Consider the following 17,469-nt stretch of genomic DNA (forward strand, 5'->3'; position numbering starts at 1 on the left):
TGTCTAGGGGGCGGCCCAAGGATGAGCAAAGCAGTGAAGCTTTTCACCGTAAGCGTACTGGCGCTGGCGGTCACCGGTTGTGCGGTGACCAGCCAGCCCATTGACCGTAACGTCAGCGAACAGCGCGCCCGCGCGGACCTGGCCACCATGTTCAAGGACCAGGAACCCCTCAGCGGGCCCCTGACCTTGCATGAGGCCATGGCCCGTGCGGTGAAGTACAACCTGGAGGCACGCCTCAAGGTGATGGAAGAAGCCCTGGCCAAGCGCCAGGTCGATCTGGCCAGCTTCGACATGCTGCCGCGCATGGCCATGGAAGCGGGCTACGCCGGGCGCAGCAACGTCAGCGCCTCCAGTAGCCAGAGCGTGCTGACCAACACCCAGTCGCTGGAGCCTTCCACCTCCCAGGACCGCGACCGTGGCGTGGCGGACCTGACCATGGTGTGGAACGTCCTCGACTTCGGCGTCAGCTACGTCAGCGCCAAGCAACAGGCTGACCAGCGCCTGATCGTCCAGGAGCGCCGCCGCAAGGTGGTCCACACCATCATCCAGGACGTGCGCTCGGCCTACTGGCGTGCTGTGGCGGCCGACCGCCTGCTGAAGCAGATCGACAGCTTGATGGCCCGCGTGGATGAAGCACGCAACAGCAGCCAGCGCATGAGCTCGGAGCGCATTGGCGATCCGGTGCAGGCCCTGAGCTACCAGCGCGCCCTGATCGAGGCCACGCGCCAGCTAGAAGAGCAGCGCCGCGCGCTGTCCCTGGCCAAGACGGAACTGGCCGCGCTGATCAACCTGCCGCTGAACACCGACTTCACCCTGGCCGCCACAGACGATTACCAGGTGCCGGAACTCAAGGTGGACATGAACCGCCTGGAAGAAGAAGCCCTGGCCAGCCGCCCGGAACTGCGCGAGCAGGATTACCAGGCGCGCATCAGCGCTGCCGAAACCCGCAAGGCCATGCTGCGCCTGCTGCCGGGCCTGGAGTTCTCCGCTGGCGGCCATTACGACAGCAACTCCTTCCTGGTGAACCAGAGCTGGGCCGACTACGGCGTGAAGGTCACCTGGAACCTGTTCAACGTCCTCTCCGGTCCGGCTGCCATTGACGTCGCCAAGGCTGGCGAGTCCGTCGCCGCTGCCCGTCGCCAGGCCATGTCCATGGCCGTGCTCGCGCAGCTCTACGTGGCGAACGCCAACTTCCACGAGGCGCAGCGGCAGTTCCAGACCAGCGAAGAACTGGCGAAGCTGGACGGGCAGATCGCCGAACAGCTGCGCAATCGCTACAAGACCCAGAGCATCGGCGAGCTGGACCTGATACAGGGCGAGCTGAACACCCTGCAGGCGCAGCTCAAGCGAGACCTGTCTTACGCCGAACTGCGCAACGCCTACGCCCAGCTGTTCGTCAGCGCAGGCGTCGACCCGCTGCCCGAGACGCTCCCGGACGACAAGCTCGCCACCATCGCCAATGCGCTGGAGAGCGGCGAGTCGCGTTGGGAGAGTGGGGAGATCGGTAAGTAGCTCGGAATATCGCAGGCAGCAGGGCTCATTCGCTGTCGGTAGGGTGGGCCAGGCGGCGCTTCGCCTGGGTCGATCTGCGTGGGCTAATGCCCACCCTACTGGGCTGCCTCACGCATCTCTGATGTGAGTCACCCCTCTACCGCGTGTGGGAGAGGGGTCGGGGGTGAGGGCCGCTCAGAACCACAGTCGAACACCCGCCACGAGGCGGGCTTCGTCATTGTCTTCACCTTCTTCGCGTGCGAAGTCGGCGGTGTTGCCGTAGTTGCGGTTCCAGGTCACGCCCACGTAAGGGGCGAACTGGGGAACGATCTCGTAGCGCAGACGCAGTCCCAGCTCGGTATTGGCCAGGCCAGAGCCGACGCCGCGCTCGTGGTCGTTGCGTCCGTAGAGGTTTACCTCCGCCAGGGGCTGCAGGATCAGCCGGTTGGTCAGCAGGATGTCGTACTCGGCCTCCAGGCGCATTGCGCTCTGGCTGCTTTCGCCGAGGTAGGCGGTGGCCTTCGTTTCCAGGCCATACACGGGCATGCCCTGTGCCCCGAATGCCGCCCAGGTTTGCGGCGAGCCGGGCTTGAAGTCCTGACGCACTCCGGCCACCAGCTCCCACCAGGGGCTCACGGCGCGGCCGTAGAGGGCCTGGACCTCGGCTTCCTCGGTAGTGCCGTTGCTGCGCTCGCCTTCCGAGCGCAGCCACAGCCGATTGATATCGCTGCCGATCCAAGCCGAGGCGTCCCAGCTCAGCACGCTGGCATCGTCGGCGTCCTGGTACTCCAGTTGGTCCATCAGGAAGTAGCTGTTGATCCCGCCGGCATGCATGGCGTGGGGCGGCAGGTCCGGGAAGGCTGCGGCACGGTCGGCGTCGGTCGGCACCGGGATGGGCGCGCGACTGCCATGGCCGCCGGGCTGTTTCTGCGGGTGCTCCATGGAACCGTGATTCATCTGCCCATGATTCATCTGGCTGTGATCCATGGCGCCGTGGTCCATCTGGCCATGCTGCATCTGGCCGTGATCCATGGTTTCGGCCGCCTGTGCACTGCCGGCCGAGCCAAGGGCCATGGCCAGGGCGAGCAGGGCAGGGCGCTTGAGGCTATCGATCATCTTTGCTGTCCGCCTTGGGTTTGGCGTCCTGGGCCGGATGCATGGCGCCGTGGCCCATCTTGCTGTGATCCATGTTCTGCATCTGGTTGTGGTCCATGCCCTGCATCTGGCCGTGATCCATCTGCCCGTGATCCATCTTCTGCATGTTGCCGACATGGGGTTTCTGGTGGTCGCCATGGTCGTTCTCACCGGCCCAGGCGGCCGGCGCCAGCAGGGCAAGGACCAGGGTGGCGACTGTGAGGGGCTGCATCGATTTGTTCATAGGTTTCTCCTTCATTCGATTACGCGGACTTCACGGAACATGCCCATGTCCATGTGGAATAACAGGTGGCAGTGGTACGCCCAGCGGCCCAGTGCATCGGCCGTGACGCGATAGCTGCGTCGTGTGCCGGGGGGCATGTCGATGGTGTGCTTGCGCACCTGGAAGTTGCCTTGCTCGTCCTCCAGGTCGCTCCACAGGCCGTGGAGGTGAATGGGGTGGGTCATCATGGTGTCGTTGACCAGGGTGATGCGCAGGCGATCGCCGTATGTCAGTAGCAGCGGCTCCGCGTCGGCGAAGGGGATGCCGTCGAACGACCAGGAGAAGCGCTCCATGTGCCCGGTGAGGTGCAACTCGATGGTGCGAGTCGGCTCACGGCCGTCAGGGTCGGGGAAGGTGCTGCGCAGGTCGGCGTAGGTCAGCACGCGGCGGCCGTTGTCGCGCAGGCCGATGCCGGGGTCGTCCAGCTTGGGCGCTGGTGTCATGGTCTGCATGTCCACTAGCGGGTTGTTGGCTTCCGATACCGGGTGGGCCTGCATCTGGCCACCCATCTGCGAGTGGTCCATGCCCTGCATGGCCGAATGGTCCATTCCTGCCATGTCGTCCCCATCCTGCGATCCATGTCCCATGGCACCGTGGTCCATACCCATATCGGCCATGCTGATCAGCGGGCGTGGGTCGGGGGTTGGTACGGGTGCGCTCAGCCCTTCGCGCACCGCCAGGGTGCCGCGGGCGTAACCAGAGCGGTCCATGGACTGGGCGAAGATCGTATAGGCCTCGTCGCTCGAGGGCTCCACCAGTACGTCATAGGTCTCGGCCACGGCAATACGGAACTCATCCACGCTCACCGGCTCAACGGGCTGCCCGTCGGCGGCGATCACCGTCATTTTCAGGCCGGGGATGCGCACATCGAAGTAGGTCATGGCCGAGCCGTTGATGAAGCGCAGGCGGATCTTTTCGCCCGGCCGGAACAGCCCGGTCCAGTTACCATCCGGCGCCTGGCCGTTGAGCAGGTAGGTGTAGGTGGCGCCGCTGACGTCCGCGAGGTCGGTGGGGCTCATCTTCATGTCTGCCCACATCGTGCGGTCGGCCAGGGTGGCGGACCAGCCCTTCTCGCTGACGTCGTTGATGAAGTCCCCGACGGTGCGCTTGCTCTGGTTGTAGTAGTCCGACTGCTTCTTCAGCTTGGCCATCACGCGGGCCGGGTCTTCGTCAGTCCAGTCGCTCAGCATCACCACGTAGTCGCGCTGGTACTGGTAAGGCTCCGGCTCCTTCGGGTCGATGACGATGGGGCCGTACACGCCCACCTGCTCCTGCAGACCGGAGTGGCTGTGGTACCAGTAGGTGCCGTGCTGCTTCACCTGGAAGCGGTACTCATACATGCCGTCCGGCGCGATGCCAGCGAAGCTGAAGCCCGGCACGCCGTCCATGTTGGCCGGCAGGATCATGCCGTGCCAGTGGATGGAGGTGTCTTCGTCCAGGCGATTGCGCACCCGCAGGGTCACGATGTCGCCCTCGCGCCAGCGCAGCAGCGGGCCGGGGAGGGTGCCGTTGATGGTCTTGGCGATTCTCGCCTTGCCGGTGAGGTTAACCGGCGTCTCGCCAATGAACAGGTCGAACTCGGTGCCGCTGAGTACCGTAGGCTGCCCCGGGCTGGTCACCGCCCAGACAGGCGCTTTCCACAGCCCCAGGCCACCGAGAATGCCGCCAGCGGCAAGGCCTTTGACGAAGGTCCGCCGCGAGGTTTTGCACTGCATGCCGTTTCAATCCAGTCAGTCAGAAAGGGCGCCGCGCAACGGTCTGCTGCACGGCTTACGTGCAAAACTGCCACATCGGAAAACGGCGGGTGATTACATTTCTGTCAGTTTGGCCAGGCTCGGTGCTGGCCTCTGGGCTATCGTTTCTCCACGGCAGCGGTAAGGCTCAGCCCTTTGCCGGGTTCAGGGACAACCACTCCTTTTGGCGGGAGAAACGCCATGTCTATCCGCACCCGATTCAGCGCCGTGCTGCTGGCCTTGCTGGCCTCCGGCGTCAACCTGGCCATTGCCGCCACGGATGCAGGCATCTCCGCCGCCGAAAGCGATGACGCCCCTACCGCTGGCGTTTCCGCCGCGCCGGCCGCGGATGCTGCTCCGGCAACTGACGCCGCGCCAGCGACCCAGCCCGCCGCCACTCAGGCGGTATTCAGGACCGAAGAACTCGACCAGATGATGGCGCCCATCGCTCTCTATCCGGATTCCCTGCTGGCCCAGGTGCTGATGGCCGCGACCTACCCGGGCAACGTGGCTGACGCCGTCGCCTGGTCCAAGGCCCACCCGGACGCCCAGGGCGATGCGGCCGTGAAGCAGGTGGCCGACCAGCCGTGGGACCCCAGCGTGCAATCCCTGGTGGCCTTTCCGCAGGTGCTTGCCACCCTCGGCCAGGACCCGGCCTGGGTGCAGCGTGTGGGAGATGCCTTCCTGGCCCAGCCCAATGACGTGATGGATTCCGTCCAGCGCCTGCGGCGCCAGGCCCAGGCCGCCGGCAACCTGGAATCCAATGAACAGCAGACGGTCAGTGTCCAGCAAGCTGCGCCCGCGCCCAGTTCCACCACCACCGTGGTGCAGCCGGCCGCCAGCACCCAGACCATCGTCATCGAGCCCGCCGACCCGCAGGTGGTCTACGTTCCCAGCTACAACCCCACCGTGGTTTATGGCAGTTGGTCCTATCCGTCCTACCCGCCGCCCTACTACCCGCCGCCACCCAGCTATGGCTATCCGGTTGCCACCGCATTGGCGACGGGCCTGGCCTTTGGCGTCGGCGTGGGCATCGTCAACTCCCTCTGGGGCGACTGCGACTGGGGCGGCGGCGACGTCGATATCGACGTCAATCGCTACAACAACATCAACACCAACCGGCAGATCAACGCCAACCAGAACAAGTTCGTCCACAACCCCGTCAACCGGCAGGGTGTGCCCTACCGCGACAACATCAACCGTCAGCAGAACGGCCTGCGCCTCAATGGCAGTCAGCAGCGCGAGGCCCTGCGTGGGTACGACGCCAATCGCACCGCGCAACGCCAGCGCGCCAGCCAGAGCTTGCAGCAACGGGGCATCCAGGCGCCCGCCGGCAGCAACCAGCAGGCACGCGAACGCGCCCAGGCTGCAACCCGCGATCTGCGCAACGACCCGCAGGCGCGCCAGCGCGCCGAAAGTGCGGTGCAGCAGCGCCAGCGCACCGACGCCAACCGGCCGCAACAGCGCCCGCGTGCGCAGAGCAACCAGCAAGTGAGGCAACAGGCCCGCCAGCAACACACCGCCGCCCGCCAGCAGGCACCGCGCAACAACGCCTTTGCTGGCGCTCGTCAGCCGTCCCAGACGCGTGCGGCTGCCAGTCGGGGTGAGGTCAGTCGGGCCTCAGCGTCGCGCCCGCAAAAGGCTTCTGCCGGCCGGCAGGTACAACGTCCAGCCCAATCACCGTCTCGTGGCGGTGGTGGCCGTAGGCGCTGAAAGGAGACAGCCCATGAACCGCGTAACCCGCATCCTCGCCCTGCTGTCGCTGGCCGCCTGCGCCATAAGCGTCAATGCCATCGAACGCTTCAAGACCCCGGAGGCTGCAGCTGATGCCTTCGTCGCTGCCCTCGGAACCGAAAAGGCCGATGCCAATCGCCTGGCCGCGTTGCTCGGCGCCGACTGGCAGGACTACATCCCTACCAAGGGCATCGAGCGCAAGGACGTCGACGCCTTCATCGCCCACTACAAGGAAAAGCACGAGATCGACATCGCCACCAAAGGCCGTGCCCACATAGTCGTTGGCAATGACCCGTGGAAGCTGCCCATCCCCATCGTCCAGGGCAAGCAAGGCTGGAGCTTCGACGCCAAGGCCGGTGGCGAGGAGATTCGCCTGCGCCGCATTGGCCGCAATGAATTGGCCGCCATCCAGGCCGCCGAGGCTTACCACGACGCGCAGATGGACTACGCCGAAGTCGATCGCAACGGCGACGGCGTGCTCGAGTACGCGCAGAAGTTCATCAGCACCGACGGCCAGCACGACGGCCTGTACTGGGCCGATGAAGACGGCACCGACGAAAGCCCCCTCGGCCCCCTGTTCGGCGGCCAGACCAAGGGCGACGACTGGCACGGCTACCACTTCCGCATCCTCGCTGCCCAAGGCCCCTCGGCTCCCGGCGGCGCCTACGGCTACATGCTCGGCAAGGCCATGAGCCGGGGCTTCGCCCTGGTCGCCTGGCCCGCCCAGTACGGCGACAGCGGCGTGATGAGCTTCATGATCAGCCACGAGGGCCAGGTCTTTCAGAAGGACCTTGGCCGCGACAGCGAGAAGATCGCCAAAGCCATGAAGACCTTCGACCCCGACAGCAGTTGGGATGAAGTTCAGCCCCAGGACGCGCCGGGCTCGTAAGGCGTTTGCGCGGAAAGAAAAAGCCGCAGGGGCACATGGGCACCCTGCGGCTCTTGTATAAGGTCGGGCTTCCTTGCCCGCCCACGCTTACCAGGAGGCGAGCGCGGGGTTCATGCGAGCAGGAACCTGGGCGGTAGTCCGGTTGGCGGCCCACTTGACCAGCAGGGTCATCGCGGCGAAGCCAAGGCAGATGAGCACCGGGTAGGCGAACATGATGTCGCTCAGGGAGTATTTCCAGCTCAGCGGACGGGCGATACCCAGCATCGCGCCGTAGAACCAGGACACCCCGGAAACGACACCCGAGAACAGCGCGAGGTTACGGGCATTGATGTCGAGCTTGAGCAGGCTGCCGGCCTTGTCCATCGCGGGCATCACCACACTGTGCAGTACCCAGCCGTTGAGGGTCAGCAGCGCGACGACCAGGATCTTGGCCTGCAGTTTGGGGTTGAGGAAATACACCGCACCCTTCTGCGAGTAGTCCAGCGCCACGATACCGATCCCGGTCACCCAGAGTGCTGCCAGGGAAAGCAGTACGGTCTGCTTCAGCGCATGCAGATGTTCCTTGTCGGCCGCGGTCGAATCACGGCCCTGGAACAGTTGCTTGATCATGGCGATATCGCTGGTCAGCACCATGCCGATAGCCACGCAGCAAGCGATGAGGTGGGCGTAGACCACGCCCATGCGAGTCAGCTCCATGGTTGCCGGCTGTTGGAACAGGGAAGCAACAAGATGAAAAAGCTCCATGGTTTACCTCTTTCTAACAATTTGAGCGGCTGTACTGATGCAACAGCGGCATTGGAATTATGTATTTGCACGTTCGCCGTTTACTGCGAGCGAAGGCCTACCCTTGGCCTTTTTTCGGGACGAAAAATCCCCGGCACATGAACTCTCATGCACTGTGGAGTCGTTCCGGATTTATGTAGAAGTCAGTCGCACCATCAGTGGTGTTGATGGCAAGTCGCGTCCTGATCGCCGGTGCATAATAATCGCAACACCCCGTTTTTGTTCAAAAAACGATCAAAACCCCGACCGGCGGCAGTGTCGGCGATGGTTATAACAGCCCTTCAAAAAGTAAGGGATCGCCTCTAAACCGGTGGTTTCCGATACACCCGGAACCCCTCCGGACACCTCCGAAATTTCGACTATCACTGGGCGGCAAGTCAGCCATTTTATGGCTGATTTGCCGCTCAATCTTGATCCCAACCATCAACTCGCGGGCACATCCGGGATACCCATCCGTTCGTACCAATTCTGCGGTCTTCCGCCGCATTGCTCCTTTCTCGGTGCACCGCCACTATCAGGCTTCGATTCCGGAGGCTCCCTATGGAAGGCAACGGTTGGTTACTGCTGGCCGCTGCGGCCACTACGCTCGCCGCCGCTCTGCATGCCTGCTGCATCGTTTTCGGTTCAGCCTGGTACGACGCCATGGGCGCCGGCGAACGGATCGTCCGCCGGTCGCGCGAGGGCCGGTGGCAGCCGGCGCTGATCACCAGTGTGATCACCCTCGTGCTCCTGATCTGGGCACTGTACGCACTGGCCGGCGCCGGCGTGCTCCCCGCCCTGCCGGCTGCCCGCTTCGTATTGTCCGCGATCACCGCCGTCCTGCTGGTGCGCGGGATGGCGGGCCTGGCCATTGCCCGGTTCAGACCCGGCTACAACGGTGCCCGCTTCTGGATCGTCAGTTCGGTGGCCTGCCTGGTGCTCGGCGGGCTGTACCTGACCGGGACCCTTCAGGCCTGGCCCAGGCTGTAGGTGCACGCGGACTTCGTGCCGGCACCCGATCAGTTCGTAGGATGCGGTAGAGCAAAGCGAAGCCCATCACCCTCGTCGTTGGGCTTCGCTCCGTGCCACCCAGTAGCCTGGATGCAATCCAGGGTAGACCTGCCACAGCCCCCGGATTCCATCCGGGCTACGGCCTACCAATCGGACTTCGTGCCGGCGCCCACCACATCCTATGGCGCTATTCCCGCGGCCATCGCCCGCTGATGCATCCGCATCAGAAACCCCAATTCGAACGCCTCCCGCGCCCAACCGCCGCGCCGCTGCCGACGCCCCTCGGCGAGCGCCGCCCAAGGCGAGGCGGATGCGCACTCGGGCAGGCTCAACTCCGCCGCCTCCATCCCGACCAACACGTCCAGCCGATGCTTCCAGTGCCAGCCCATCAGCGGCAACTCACGGCAATGCTCGATTGCGGGCACCCGTTGCCCGACGGTCCTTCGCAACGCTGCCAGCAAGTCCCGGTCTTCCTGCGCAACCTGCACCGACAGCTCGTACATCTGGTACGCGTCAAGCAACAGACGTTGCAGCTGCCGCAGGTATGGCTCGCCTTCCTCCCGGCTCCCCCGGCATCAGCGCGTCGAGCAGGCTATCCACCGCTGCGCTGGCCTGCACCAGCTGATAGTTGCCCAACTGTCGAAAGGCGCCGGGAGGCGAGGAAGCACTCACTTCCTGCACCTGCTCGCTGAAATCCGACAGCGCCGGGAAACTTGCGCTGCGGCTCACTCTGACGACTCCTCGCCACCCAGCTGCATCGCCAGCTCATGCGCGGCCTCTTACACCGCCCAGAGCGCTTGTAGGCGCTCAAGGCTAAAGGCTCATAGGAAGTTTCCCTGTAGGCGGCTGAGTTTGGAGTACAGAAAAGGCTGTAGGAAGCGGCCTTCACCGTACGTCGCCGGGGCCAGGTCCGCCGACGCAAGGTAGTGCCCTGTCCGGGTTGAAACGGGTCAAAAACTATACTGGGAGTGCGGGGGTGAACTGTGGGGGGACCCTTCAGGAGGGCTCGCCATGCGTATCCTCAAGCTGTTGATCATCTTCCTGGCCTGCGCTGGCAGCGGGCATCTCCTTGCCCAGCAACCCTGGCCCACCTCCAGCAACGCCGGTGACACCCTGCTGGCCTGGAACGGCGGTGGACACGGCGGTGGACGCCACAACGGCTATCGCCACGGTAATGGCTACAAACACCACAAACACTTCCACCGTCACCGTGGCTACTACAGACACGGCCCGCGCGTTATCTATGCCCCTCGTTACTATGGCGGCTACTACCTGGGCGAACGGCCCTATTACTACCAGCGCCACGGCAGCCCGCGAATCGTCATTCAGTACTATGACCCGAGGCTGGGGATATTCATTGGGTCGGATTTTGGAGGGTATTGAGGGGGATGGCGGAAGGCCGGATACAACAAGGCCCGCGCATGCGGGCCTCGTTGTGGAACGTGCGAGTCGATCAGTCCTGGCGGCTGGTGACTTCCAGCAGGTGATAACCGAACTGGGTTTTCACCGGGCCTTGCACCACGTTCAGCGGGGCGCTGAATACGACGGCGTCGAATTCCTTGACCATCTGGCCACGGCCGAAGGAGCCGAGGTTGCCGCCGTCGCGGCTGGAGGGGCAGGTGGAGTTTTGCTTGGCGACTTCGGCGAAGTCGGCGCCGGCTTCAATGGCGGCTTTCAGTTCGTTGCACTTGGCTTCGGTGGAAACCAGGATGTGGCGGGCGGTGGCGCGTGCCATGGTGGGGTACTCCTTGCTCGTTTGAGGGGGCAGAGACTAGCGGAATTGGCGGTTGATTCAAGGTGGTTTGTCGGCGGCGGCGCACTTTCTGCGGGGCGCTTGGCGACCTTGCAGGGGCTCAGGCCGCGCGGGCCTGGGCCATGAGCCAGTTCACCAGTTCACGCAGCTGCGGACTGGGATCGGTGCGCTCGGGGTAGACCATGAAGTAGGCGCCGCCAGTTGGCGTCTTCAGGTCGAAGGGTGCCACCAGGTTGCCGTTGGCCAGGTCATCGCCGATCAACGACCAGTCCCCCAGCGCAATGCCGGCGCCCTGGGCCGCGACGGACAGGGCCAGGTCCATGGTGTCGAAGTGGTGCCCGCCGCTCAGTGGGCCGGGGGTGAGGCCGGCGGTGCGCAGCCAGGTTTCCCAGTCGTGCTTGTCGCGCGCCGGGTGCAGCAGCACGTGGTGCTCCAGTTCGGCTGGGGTTGTCAGTGGCCCTGATCGTTCCAGGTAGTGCCGGGTACAGACCGGCGTCAGTTGTTCATTGAACAGGTGGTGGGCGGTGACGTTCCCGGAGGGCGCAGTACCGTAGATGATCGCCGCGTCGAATTGGTCGCGCCGAAAGTCCACGCCATAGGCGATGGTCGTGGTCAGCTCCACAGGTACATCGGGGCGCTCGGCCTGCCACTTCATCAGGCGCGGCAGCAGCCAGCGCATGGCGCACGTGGGTGCCTTGAGTTGCAGGGCCTTACGCCTGGCGCCCACTTCTTCGACGGCCTCATCGATCAGGGCGAACACTTGCTGGATGCGCGGGTAGAGGTCGCGCCCCTGTTCTGTCAGGGCTAGCCCCCGCGCCTGGCGCAGGAATAGCGGGTAACCCAGATGGCTCTCCAGTCCGGCGATTTGTCGGCTCACTGCGCCTTGGGTGATGTGCAGCATTTCTGCGGCCCGAGTGAAGTTGCAGCACTGGGCAGTGATCAGGAAGGTCTGTAGAGCGGGCAGGGGAGGCAGGCGTTTCATCATTCGAGCCATGACTTTAAGACATGGCTAGTATGACGATTTTTGCCTTGTCAGTCGCGCCTCCTGGCGGCTCAATTGGCGCCACTTGTGGCCCTCCAGCCGTTTAGGTTCTGTGTTCAGGGAGCGGCCACCCTTAGCCTCGCTCATGGAGCCCATGCAATGTCGAATACCCTTCCGACCTTTCCCGAGACCCTGGCCGGCGTATACATCAACGGCCAGTGGCTGCCCGGTGGCGCCGTTCTGGATGTCGTGAACCCCTCTACCGAAGAGCGCCTGGCCACCATTGGCACTGGTGACGGCGTCAGCGTCGAGCAGGCCGTGCAGGCCGCCAGCCAAGCCTTCCCGGCCTGGGCCCACAGCAGCGGCGCCGAGCGCGGCGCCGCGCTGCGTCGTATCGCCGAAGGTGTGCGCCAGCGTCGTGAAACGCTGATCCAATTGCAGTCGCTCAACAACGGCAAGCCGCTGTTCGAAGCGGGTATCGACGTGGACGACGTAATCGGCACGTTCGAGTACTACGCCGGCATGGCCGAAGGGCTTGACGCCCAGCAGGACCGCCCGGTGGAGCTGCCCAGCGAAGACTTCACCGCGCGCCTGCGCCGTGAGCCCGTCGGCGTTGTGGGCCTGATCGTGCCGTGGAACTTCCCTATGGTGACCACCGCCTGGAAACTCGCCCCGGCCCTGGCTGCTGGTTGCGCCGTGGTGCTGAAACCCTCCGAGGTAACGCCGTTGGCGGAGCTGGAACTGGTTCGCATCATCGCGGAGGCCGGCCTGCCGGCTGGCGTGCTCAACGTTGTGTGCGGCACCGGCCTGGCCGTGGGTGCGCCGTTGTCGTCCCACCCGAAGGTGGCCAAGGTGTCCTTCACCGGCAGCAACGCGGTGGGCGTGCAGGTGATGCAGCGCGCGGCGGAAACCGTGAAGGGCATCAGCCTGGAACTGGGCGGCAAGTCGTCCTTGCTGGTGCTGGAAGAGGCGGACCTGGACCTGGCCGTCGAGCTGGCCTGCGGTGGTGCGTTCTTCAATGCCGGGCAGATGTGCTCGGCGACCAGCCGCGTGCTGGTAGCCGAACCCCTGATGGCAGAATTCCTGGCTCGCGTGCAGGCCCGTGCCGAGTCCACCAAGGTCGGTGACCCCTTCAGTGAAGGCGTGGAAATGGGCGCGCTGGTGAACCAGGCGCAGTACCAGCGCGTGCGTGGCCATATCGAGCGCGGCATTGCCTCTGGCGCCCGCCTGGTGTGCGGCGGCGAGCGTCCGGCTGCGCTTACGCGCGGGTTCTTCCTCAAGCCGACTGTGTTCACCGATGTGCCGAAGGACAGCGCTCTGTGGAACGAAGAGATCTTCGGCCCGGTGCTCTGCGTGCGAAGCTTCGCTACCGAGGACGAGGCGATCGAACTGGCCAACGACAGTGAATTCGGTCTGGTGGCCAGCGTGGTGAGCCGCAACCTTGATGCCGCCGAGCGCGTTGCCAACGCCCTGCAGGCCGGCATGGTGTGGATCAACTCGCCGCAGGTGATCTTCCCGCAGACCGCCTGGGGTGGTTACAAGCAGAGCAGCATCGGCCGTGAGCTCGGCCCGTGGGGCCTGGCTTCGTTCCAGGAGCTGAAGCACGTCGTACGGGCGGTCTGACACCCGCCGAGCGGCCTCTGTGGGTGCGACTTCGGTCGCGAATCAAGTCGCCCCTGCAGAGCTTTGCTTGTACCTGACCGGTGAAGGCGCACACTGGCGGGTGAATCTGGATAGGGAGTGCTGATCATGGATCTTCAACTGGAAAACCGCAGTGCCCTCGTATGCGGCGGCAGTTCCGGGTTGGGTTTCGGCGTGGCCGAGGCCCTGGCCAGGGAGGGGGCGCGTGTCTGCCTGCTGGCGCGCAACCTGTCGAAACTGGAGTTGGCGGTGGAACGCATCCGCAAGGAGGGCGGCGAGGCACAAGCGGTCGCGGTGGACCTGAATGACCTGGGCGCCGTGGACATGGCCATCGAGCAGGTGGTGGCGGCCATTGGTGCGCCGGACATTCTCGTGGCCAACAACGGCGGGCCGCCGCCGGTCAATGCGGTGGATTTCGACCCGAAGCTCTGGCATCAGCAACTGGACGCCATGCTGCTCGGCACCATGGCGCTGACCAACGCCTTCCTGCCCGGTATGCGCCAACGCCGCTTTGGCCGCATCCTGATGATTTCGTCCACCAGCGTGGTGGAGCCCATCCCGGGATTGGTGCTGTCCAGCGCCTTGCGTGCTGCCCTGGCCAATTGGGCCAAGACACTCTCGGCCGAAGTGGCTGCTGATGGGGTGACGGTGAATACCCTGATGCCCGGCTCCTTCTGGACCGAGCGCACGGAAACCTTGCTGCTCCGCGCTGCCGAACGCAGCGGCACATCGGTGCAGAGCCTGATGGCCAGGGAGCAGGCGGCGATTCCCGTGGGGCGCTACGGGGCTGCGGAAGAGTTCGGCGCGGTGGCGACCTTCCTGGCCAGCCCCTTGGCCAGCTATGTGACCGGGACGCTGATCCCGGTGGATGGTGGCGTGTTGAAAGGTTGATGGGGCAGGCCTTTGGCCTGCTTGGCGAATGAATTCGCCCCTACAAGAGCGGCATTCGCTTTTCCTGTAGGGGCGAGTTCATTGGCTATGTCTGCATTAAGTGTTGCTAGAACGTCCTGAGCCAGGCTGCTTGCCGAATTCTGCGGATGCTTCTGGTTTCGCCTTCCCAGGCGAGTCCCTTTCTCAAACGCCAGAAAGGAACCAAAGGGCTTGCCCCTGCATCCGGCCCCGGCTTCGCCGGGGTTCCCTCGCTCCATCGTTGTTACTCGCTTCGCTCGCCCTTCGGGCCGCACTGAAGTGCGTTCGCTGCAAGCAGCGTCCGGGGGCACGGTGCGAGGGGCCGTCCATGGCCCCACACGCCTCTCGCGGCATCCATGCCGCTCGTCCCTCTGCACAACGATTCCGCTCGGCCTCCTGAAGGGGCGTAGTCGCTGCCCCACCTTGTCTGCCCGGTGTCAGGCCCGTGTGGGCTTCAGGATGGTGTGTGCCTCGCCGGCGCGAGTCACCCCTCTCCTCTTCAGGGAGAGGGGCCGGGGGTGAGGGCTGTGTCAGGCTGGCGCGGAAGCCTGGACGGCCTGCGCTAGAGCACTTCGTTCAACGTCGCAACAGCTAACGCAGACATAGCCAATTCATTCGCCAAGGGCCGCGCAGCGGGCCCGCTTTCTCACCACGCGCACGACGGTTCGAAGCTGTCGGCCCGCGCCATCGCCCACATGCGTTCGTAGAAATCCGCTTCGATCGTGTCGTTGAGCAGGTCTCCGGGCTTGAGGAAGACGTGGATCTGCGAGAACAGGCGAATCTCCTTGTCTGAAACGCGCCGCACCAGGTGACGGGGCTCCAGTTGGTTGGGGTGCTCGAGGCCGGCTGCGGCGAGCATTTCCGCCAGGGCCTTCAAGGTATTGCGGTGGAACATCTGCACCCGCTGCGCCTTGTCCGGCACCACCAGGGCGCGCTGGCGAAGCTTGTCCTGGGTGGCAACGCCGGTGGGGCATTTGTTGGTGTGGCACGACTGGCTCTGAATACAGCCAATGGCGAACATGAAGCCACGCGCCGAGTTGGCCCAGTCGGCGCCGATGGCCAGCACGCTGGCGACGTCGAAGGCGCTGATGATCTTGCCGCTGGCACCGAGCTTGATCTTGTCCCGCAGGTTCAGCCCGACCAGGGTGTTATGCACGAACAGCAGCCCTTCGCGTAGCGGCACGCCGATGTGGTCGGTGAATTCGAGGGGCGCCGCGCCGGTACCGCCTTCCTTGCCGTCGACGACGATGAAGTCGGGGAGGATGCCGGTTTCCAGCATGGCCTTGGCAATGCCCATGAACTCCCAGGGGTGGCCCAGGCAGAACTTGAAGCCCACCGGTTTGCCGCCGGACAGTTCACGCAGTTTGGCGATGAACTGCATCATCTCGATGGGGGTGGAGAAGGCGCTGTGCCGTGACGGGGAGATGCAGTCCTCGCCCATGGGCACGCCGCGGGTAAGGGAGATTTCCTCGGTGACCTTGTGCTTGGGCAGGATGCCGCCGTGACCGGGCTTGGCGCCCTGGGACAGCTTGATTTCGATCATCCGCACCTGCGGGCTGCGCGCCTGGGTGGCGAAGCGCTCCGGGTCGAACTGGCCGTCGCTGGTGCGGCAGCCGAAATAGCCGCTGCCCAGTTCCCAGACCAGGTCACCGCCATTCTCGCGGTGGTAGGGGCTGATGCTGCCTTCGCCGGTGTCGTGATAGAAGTTGCCGAGCTTGGCGCCACGGTTCAGGGCGCGGATGGCGTTGGCACTGAGGGAGCCAAAGCTCATGGCGGAGATGTTGAACACCGAGGCCGAGTAGGGCTGGGTGCACTGCGGCCCGCCGACTACCACACGAAAGCTGGACGGGTCGCTGAGCGGCGCCGGGCGCATGGAATGGCCGATGAATTCGTAGCCGGCCCGGTAGACGTCGATCAGGGTGCCGAAGGGTTTGTCGCCGCCCTCGTTCTTGGCCCGTGCGTAGACCAGCGAACGCTGGGCGCGGGAGAAGGGCAGGCGGTCGTCGTCGGCTTCCAGCAGGTACTGGCGGATTTCCGGGCGAATGCCTTCGACCAGGTAGCGGATGTTGCCGAGGATCGGGTAGTTGCGCCGTACCGCGTGGCGCGACTGCATCAGGTCGAATACGCCCAGCACGCTGAGCCCGGCAGCGAGGAGCGTGAAGGGCCAGACCCAGTCGTGGTCAGTAAAGGGCAGGCTAAACAGTGTGAACAGTACGCAGAAAGCGAAGAAGGCGTAACGACTCAGCAGCGAGAGGCTCATGCGGATTCCTTGTGTGCAGGTACCGGCACAGCGTAGTGCGAATGCGCGTGAATTGTCTTGCGACGGCTCAAGAATGGGGCCTTGGCCTACAGGAATGCGGTTCGCGATGCGGTAAGAAAACGAAAACCCGGCATTAGCCGGGTTTCGAGAGTTAGAGCGAGTTGGGGTCAGCTGACGCGCTGGGTTTGCAGCAGACGGTCGGAACCACCTTCGGCGATGCGGTTGGCACCGGTACGGTCGGAGCCACCTTCGGCGATGCGGTTGGCGCCGGTACGGTCGGAACCACCTTCGGCGATGCGGTTGGCGCCGGTACGGTCGGAACCGCCTTCGGCGATGCGGTTGGCGCCGGTACGGTCGGAACCACCTTCGGCGATGCGGTTGGCACCGGTACGGTCGGAACCACCTTCGGCGATGCGGTTGGCGCCGGTACGGTCGGAACCGCCTTCGGCGATGCGGTTGGCGCCGGTGCGGTCGGAGCCACCTTCGGCGATGCGGTTGGCACCGGTACGGTCGGAGCCACCTTCGGCGATGCGGTTGGCACCGGTACGGTCGGAGCCACCTTCGGCGATGCGGTTGGCACCGGTACGGTCGGAGCCACCTTCGGCGATGCGGTTGGCGCCGGTACGGTCGGAACCGCCTTCGGCGACGCGGTCCAGGACCATGTAGCTGCCTTCAGCGGCAACCGGGTCGGTGCCTTGGGAGGAGGATGGCAGAGCGAAAACAGAGCTGCTCAGGGCGGCGATGAACAGGGCGGCGAAGGCTTGGGTTTTCATGGTCTGGCTCCTCGTAGGGGGCTGGAAACTGGGTACGGGGCCAATCTTACGGATGGGGGTTTGATTAAAAAGTGATCGTGCGCGATAGAGACCATCAACGTCGTTGATGGTTGG

Annotated in this window: 17 protein-coding genes; 7 read left to right on the plus strand and 10 right to left on the minus strand. The window is 64.7% G+C overall.

All coding sequences use genetic code 11. The annotated features are described in order from the left end of the window. Positions 1 to 21 precede the first annotated feature (21 nt). Positions 22 to 1,512 (plus strand): TolC family protein, encoded by a 1,491-nt coding sequence (locus tag AAHM40_RS15500; protein WP_342245441.1) that lies wholly within the window; start codon positions 22 to 24, stop codon positions 1,510 to 1,512. Positions 1,513 to 1,686: 174 nt separating this feature from the next. On the opposite strand, the gene AAHM40_RS15505 is transcribed toward AAHM40_RS15500, so the two are convergent. From AAHM40_RS15505 to AAHM40_RS15515, 3 genes are read right to left on the minus strand one after another with little or no spacing between them, the layout of a single operon-like run. Then, entirely contained in the window at positions 1,687 to 2,607 is a 921-nt protein-coding gene (locus tag AAHM40_RS15505; RefSeq protein ID WP_342245442.1) for a copper resistance protein B, read from the minus strand. Further along, positions 2,597 to 2,869, minus strand: coding sequence for a hypothetical protein (locus AAHM40_RS15510; RefSeq protein WP_342245443.1), 273 nt, complete (start codon positions 2,867 to 2,869; stop codon positions 2,597 to 2,599). The genes AAHM40_RS15505 and AAHM40_RS15510 overlap by 11 nt, the downstream gene beginning before the upstream one ends. A gap of 11 nt (positions 2,870 to 2,880) precedes the next feature. Beyond that, positions 2,881 to 4,623, minus strand: coding sequence for a copper resistance system multicopper oxidase (locus AAHM40_RS15515; RefSeq protein WP_342245444.1), 1,743 nt, complete (start codon positions 4,621 to 4,623; stop codon positions 2,881 to 2,883). A 219-nt stretch (positions 4,624 to 4,842) separates the two neighbouring features. On the opposite strand from AAHM40_RS15515, the gene AAHM40_RS15520 reads away from it, so the two are divergent. Then, a complete protein-coding gene (locus AAHM40_RS15520; protein WP_342245445.1) occupies positions 4,843 to 6,354 on the plus strand; it encodes a DUF3300 domain-containing protein in 1,512 nt (503 codons plus the stop codon). Positions 6,355 to 6,367: 13 nt separating this feature from the next. Beyond that, a complete protein-coding gene (locus AAHM40_RS15525) occupies positions 6,368 to 7,264 on the plus strand; it encodes a DUF2950 domain-containing protein (RefSeq protein WP_342245446.1) in 897 nt (298 codons plus the stop codon). A gap of 87 nt (positions 7,265 to 7,351) precedes the next feature. On the opposite strand, the gene AAHM40_RS15530 is transcribed toward AAHM40_RS15525, so the two are convergent. Continuing rightward, positions 7,352 to 8,008, minus strand: coding sequence for a hypothetical protein (locus tag AAHM40_RS15530; protein WP_280282444.1), 657 nt, complete (start codon positions 8,006 to 8,008; stop codon positions 7,352 to 7,354). A 579-nt stretch (positions 8,009 to 8,587) separates the two neighbouring features. Here AAHM40_RS15530 and AAHM40_RS15535 point away from each other — a divergent pair. Then, positions 8,588 to 9,016 (plus strand): hypothetical protein, encoded by a 429-nt coding sequence (locus AAHM40_RS15535; RefSeq protein ID WP_342245447.1) that lies wholly within the window; start codon positions 8,588 to 8,590, stop codon positions 9,014 to 9,016. A gap of 200 nt (positions 9,017 to 9,216) precedes the next feature. On the opposite strand, the gene AAHM40_RS15540 is transcribed toward AAHM40_RS15535, so the two are convergent. Both AAHM40_RS15540 and AAHM40_RS15545 read right to left on the minus strand, forming a co-directional pair. After that, positions 9,217 to 9,540 (minus strand): hypothetical protein, encoded by a 324-nt coding sequence (locus tag AAHM40_RS15540; protein WP_342245448.1) that lies wholly within the window; start codon positions 9,538 to 9,540, stop codon positions 9,217 to 9,219. 10 nt (positions 9,541 to 9,550) lie between these two features. Continuing rightward, positions 9,551 to 9,766, minus strand: a complete 216-nt coding sequence (locus AAHM40_RS15545) for a hypothetical protein (RefSeq protein ID WP_342245449.1) — start codon at positions 9,764 to 9,766, stop codon at positions 9,551 to 9,553. A gap of 282 nt (positions 9,767 to 10,048) precedes the next feature. Here AAHM40_RS15545 and AAHM40_RS15550 point away from each other — a divergent pair, with 282 nt between their 5' ends. Then, positions 10,049 to 10,420: a hypothetical protein gene (locus AAHM40_RS15550; RefSeq protein ID WP_342245450.1), complete on the plus strand. Its 372-nt coding sequence runs from the start codon at positions 10,049 to 10,051 to the stop codon at positions 10,418 to 10,420. A 70-nt stretch (positions 10,421 to 10,490) separates the two neighbouring features. On the opposite strand, the gene AAHM40_RS15555 is transcribed toward AAHM40_RS15550, so the two are convergent. Continuing rightward, the gene (locus tag AAHM40_RS15555; protein WP_028626677.1) at positions 10,491 to 10,772 is read right to left on the minus strand and encodes a peptidylprolyl isomerase; all 282 of its coding nucleotides are present in this window, start codon (positions 10,770 to 10,772) and stop codon (positions 10,491 to 10,493) included. A gap of 118 nt (positions 10,773 to 10,890) precedes the next feature. Beyond that, positions 10,891 to 11,772 carry a LysR substrate-binding domain-containing protein gene (locus AAHM40_RS15560; protein WP_342245451.1) on the minus strand — a complete coding sequence of 294 codons (882 nt, stop codon included), beginning with the start codon at positions 11,770 to 11,772 and terminating at the stop codon, positions 10,891 to 10,893. A gap of 159 nt (positions 11,773 to 11,931) precedes the next feature. Between AAHM40_RS15560 and AAHM40_RS15565 the strand changes: the two genes are divergently transcribed. Together AAHM40_RS15565 and AAHM40_RS15570 are read left to right on the plus strand one after the other, a co-directional pair. Then, a complete protein-coding gene (locus AAHM40_RS15565; protein ID WP_342245452.1) occupies positions 11,932 to 13,395 on the plus strand; it encodes an aldehyde dehydrogenase family protein in 1,464 nt (487 codons plus the stop codon). Between the two features lie 126 nt (positions 13,396 to 13,521). Continuing rightward, a complete protein-coding gene (locus AAHM40_RS15570; RefSeq protein ID WP_342245453.1) occupies positions 13,522 to 14,304 on the plus strand; it encodes an SDR family oxidoreductase in 783 nt (260 codons plus the stop codon). A gap of 664 nt (positions 14,305 to 14,968) precedes the next feature. On the opposite strand, the gene AAHM40_RS15575 is transcribed toward AAHM40_RS15570, so the two are convergent. After that, positions 14,969 to 16,582 carry an FMN-binding glutamate synthase family protein gene (locus AAHM40_RS15575; RefSeq protein ID WP_342245454.1) on the minus strand — a complete coding sequence of 538 codons (1,614 nt, stop codon included), beginning with the start codon at positions 16,580 to 16,582 and terminating at the stop codon, positions 14,969 to 14,971. A 167-nt stretch (positions 16,583 to 16,749) separates the two neighbouring features. Further along, complete coding sequence (locus tag AAHM40_RS15580; RefSeq protein WP_342245455.1) at positions 16,750 to 17,355, minus strand: phage infection protein; 606 nt, start codon at positions 17,353 to 17,355, stop codon at positions 16,750 to 16,752. Positions 17,356 to 17,469 lie beyond the last annotated feature (114 nt).

This window comes from Pseudomonas sp. OTU5201 (assembly GCF_038440135.1).
In the GTDB taxonomy this organism is placed as follows: Bacteria; Pseudomonadota; Gammaproteobacteria; order Pseudomonadales; family Pseudomonadaceae; genus Metapseudomonas; species Metapseudomonas resinovorans.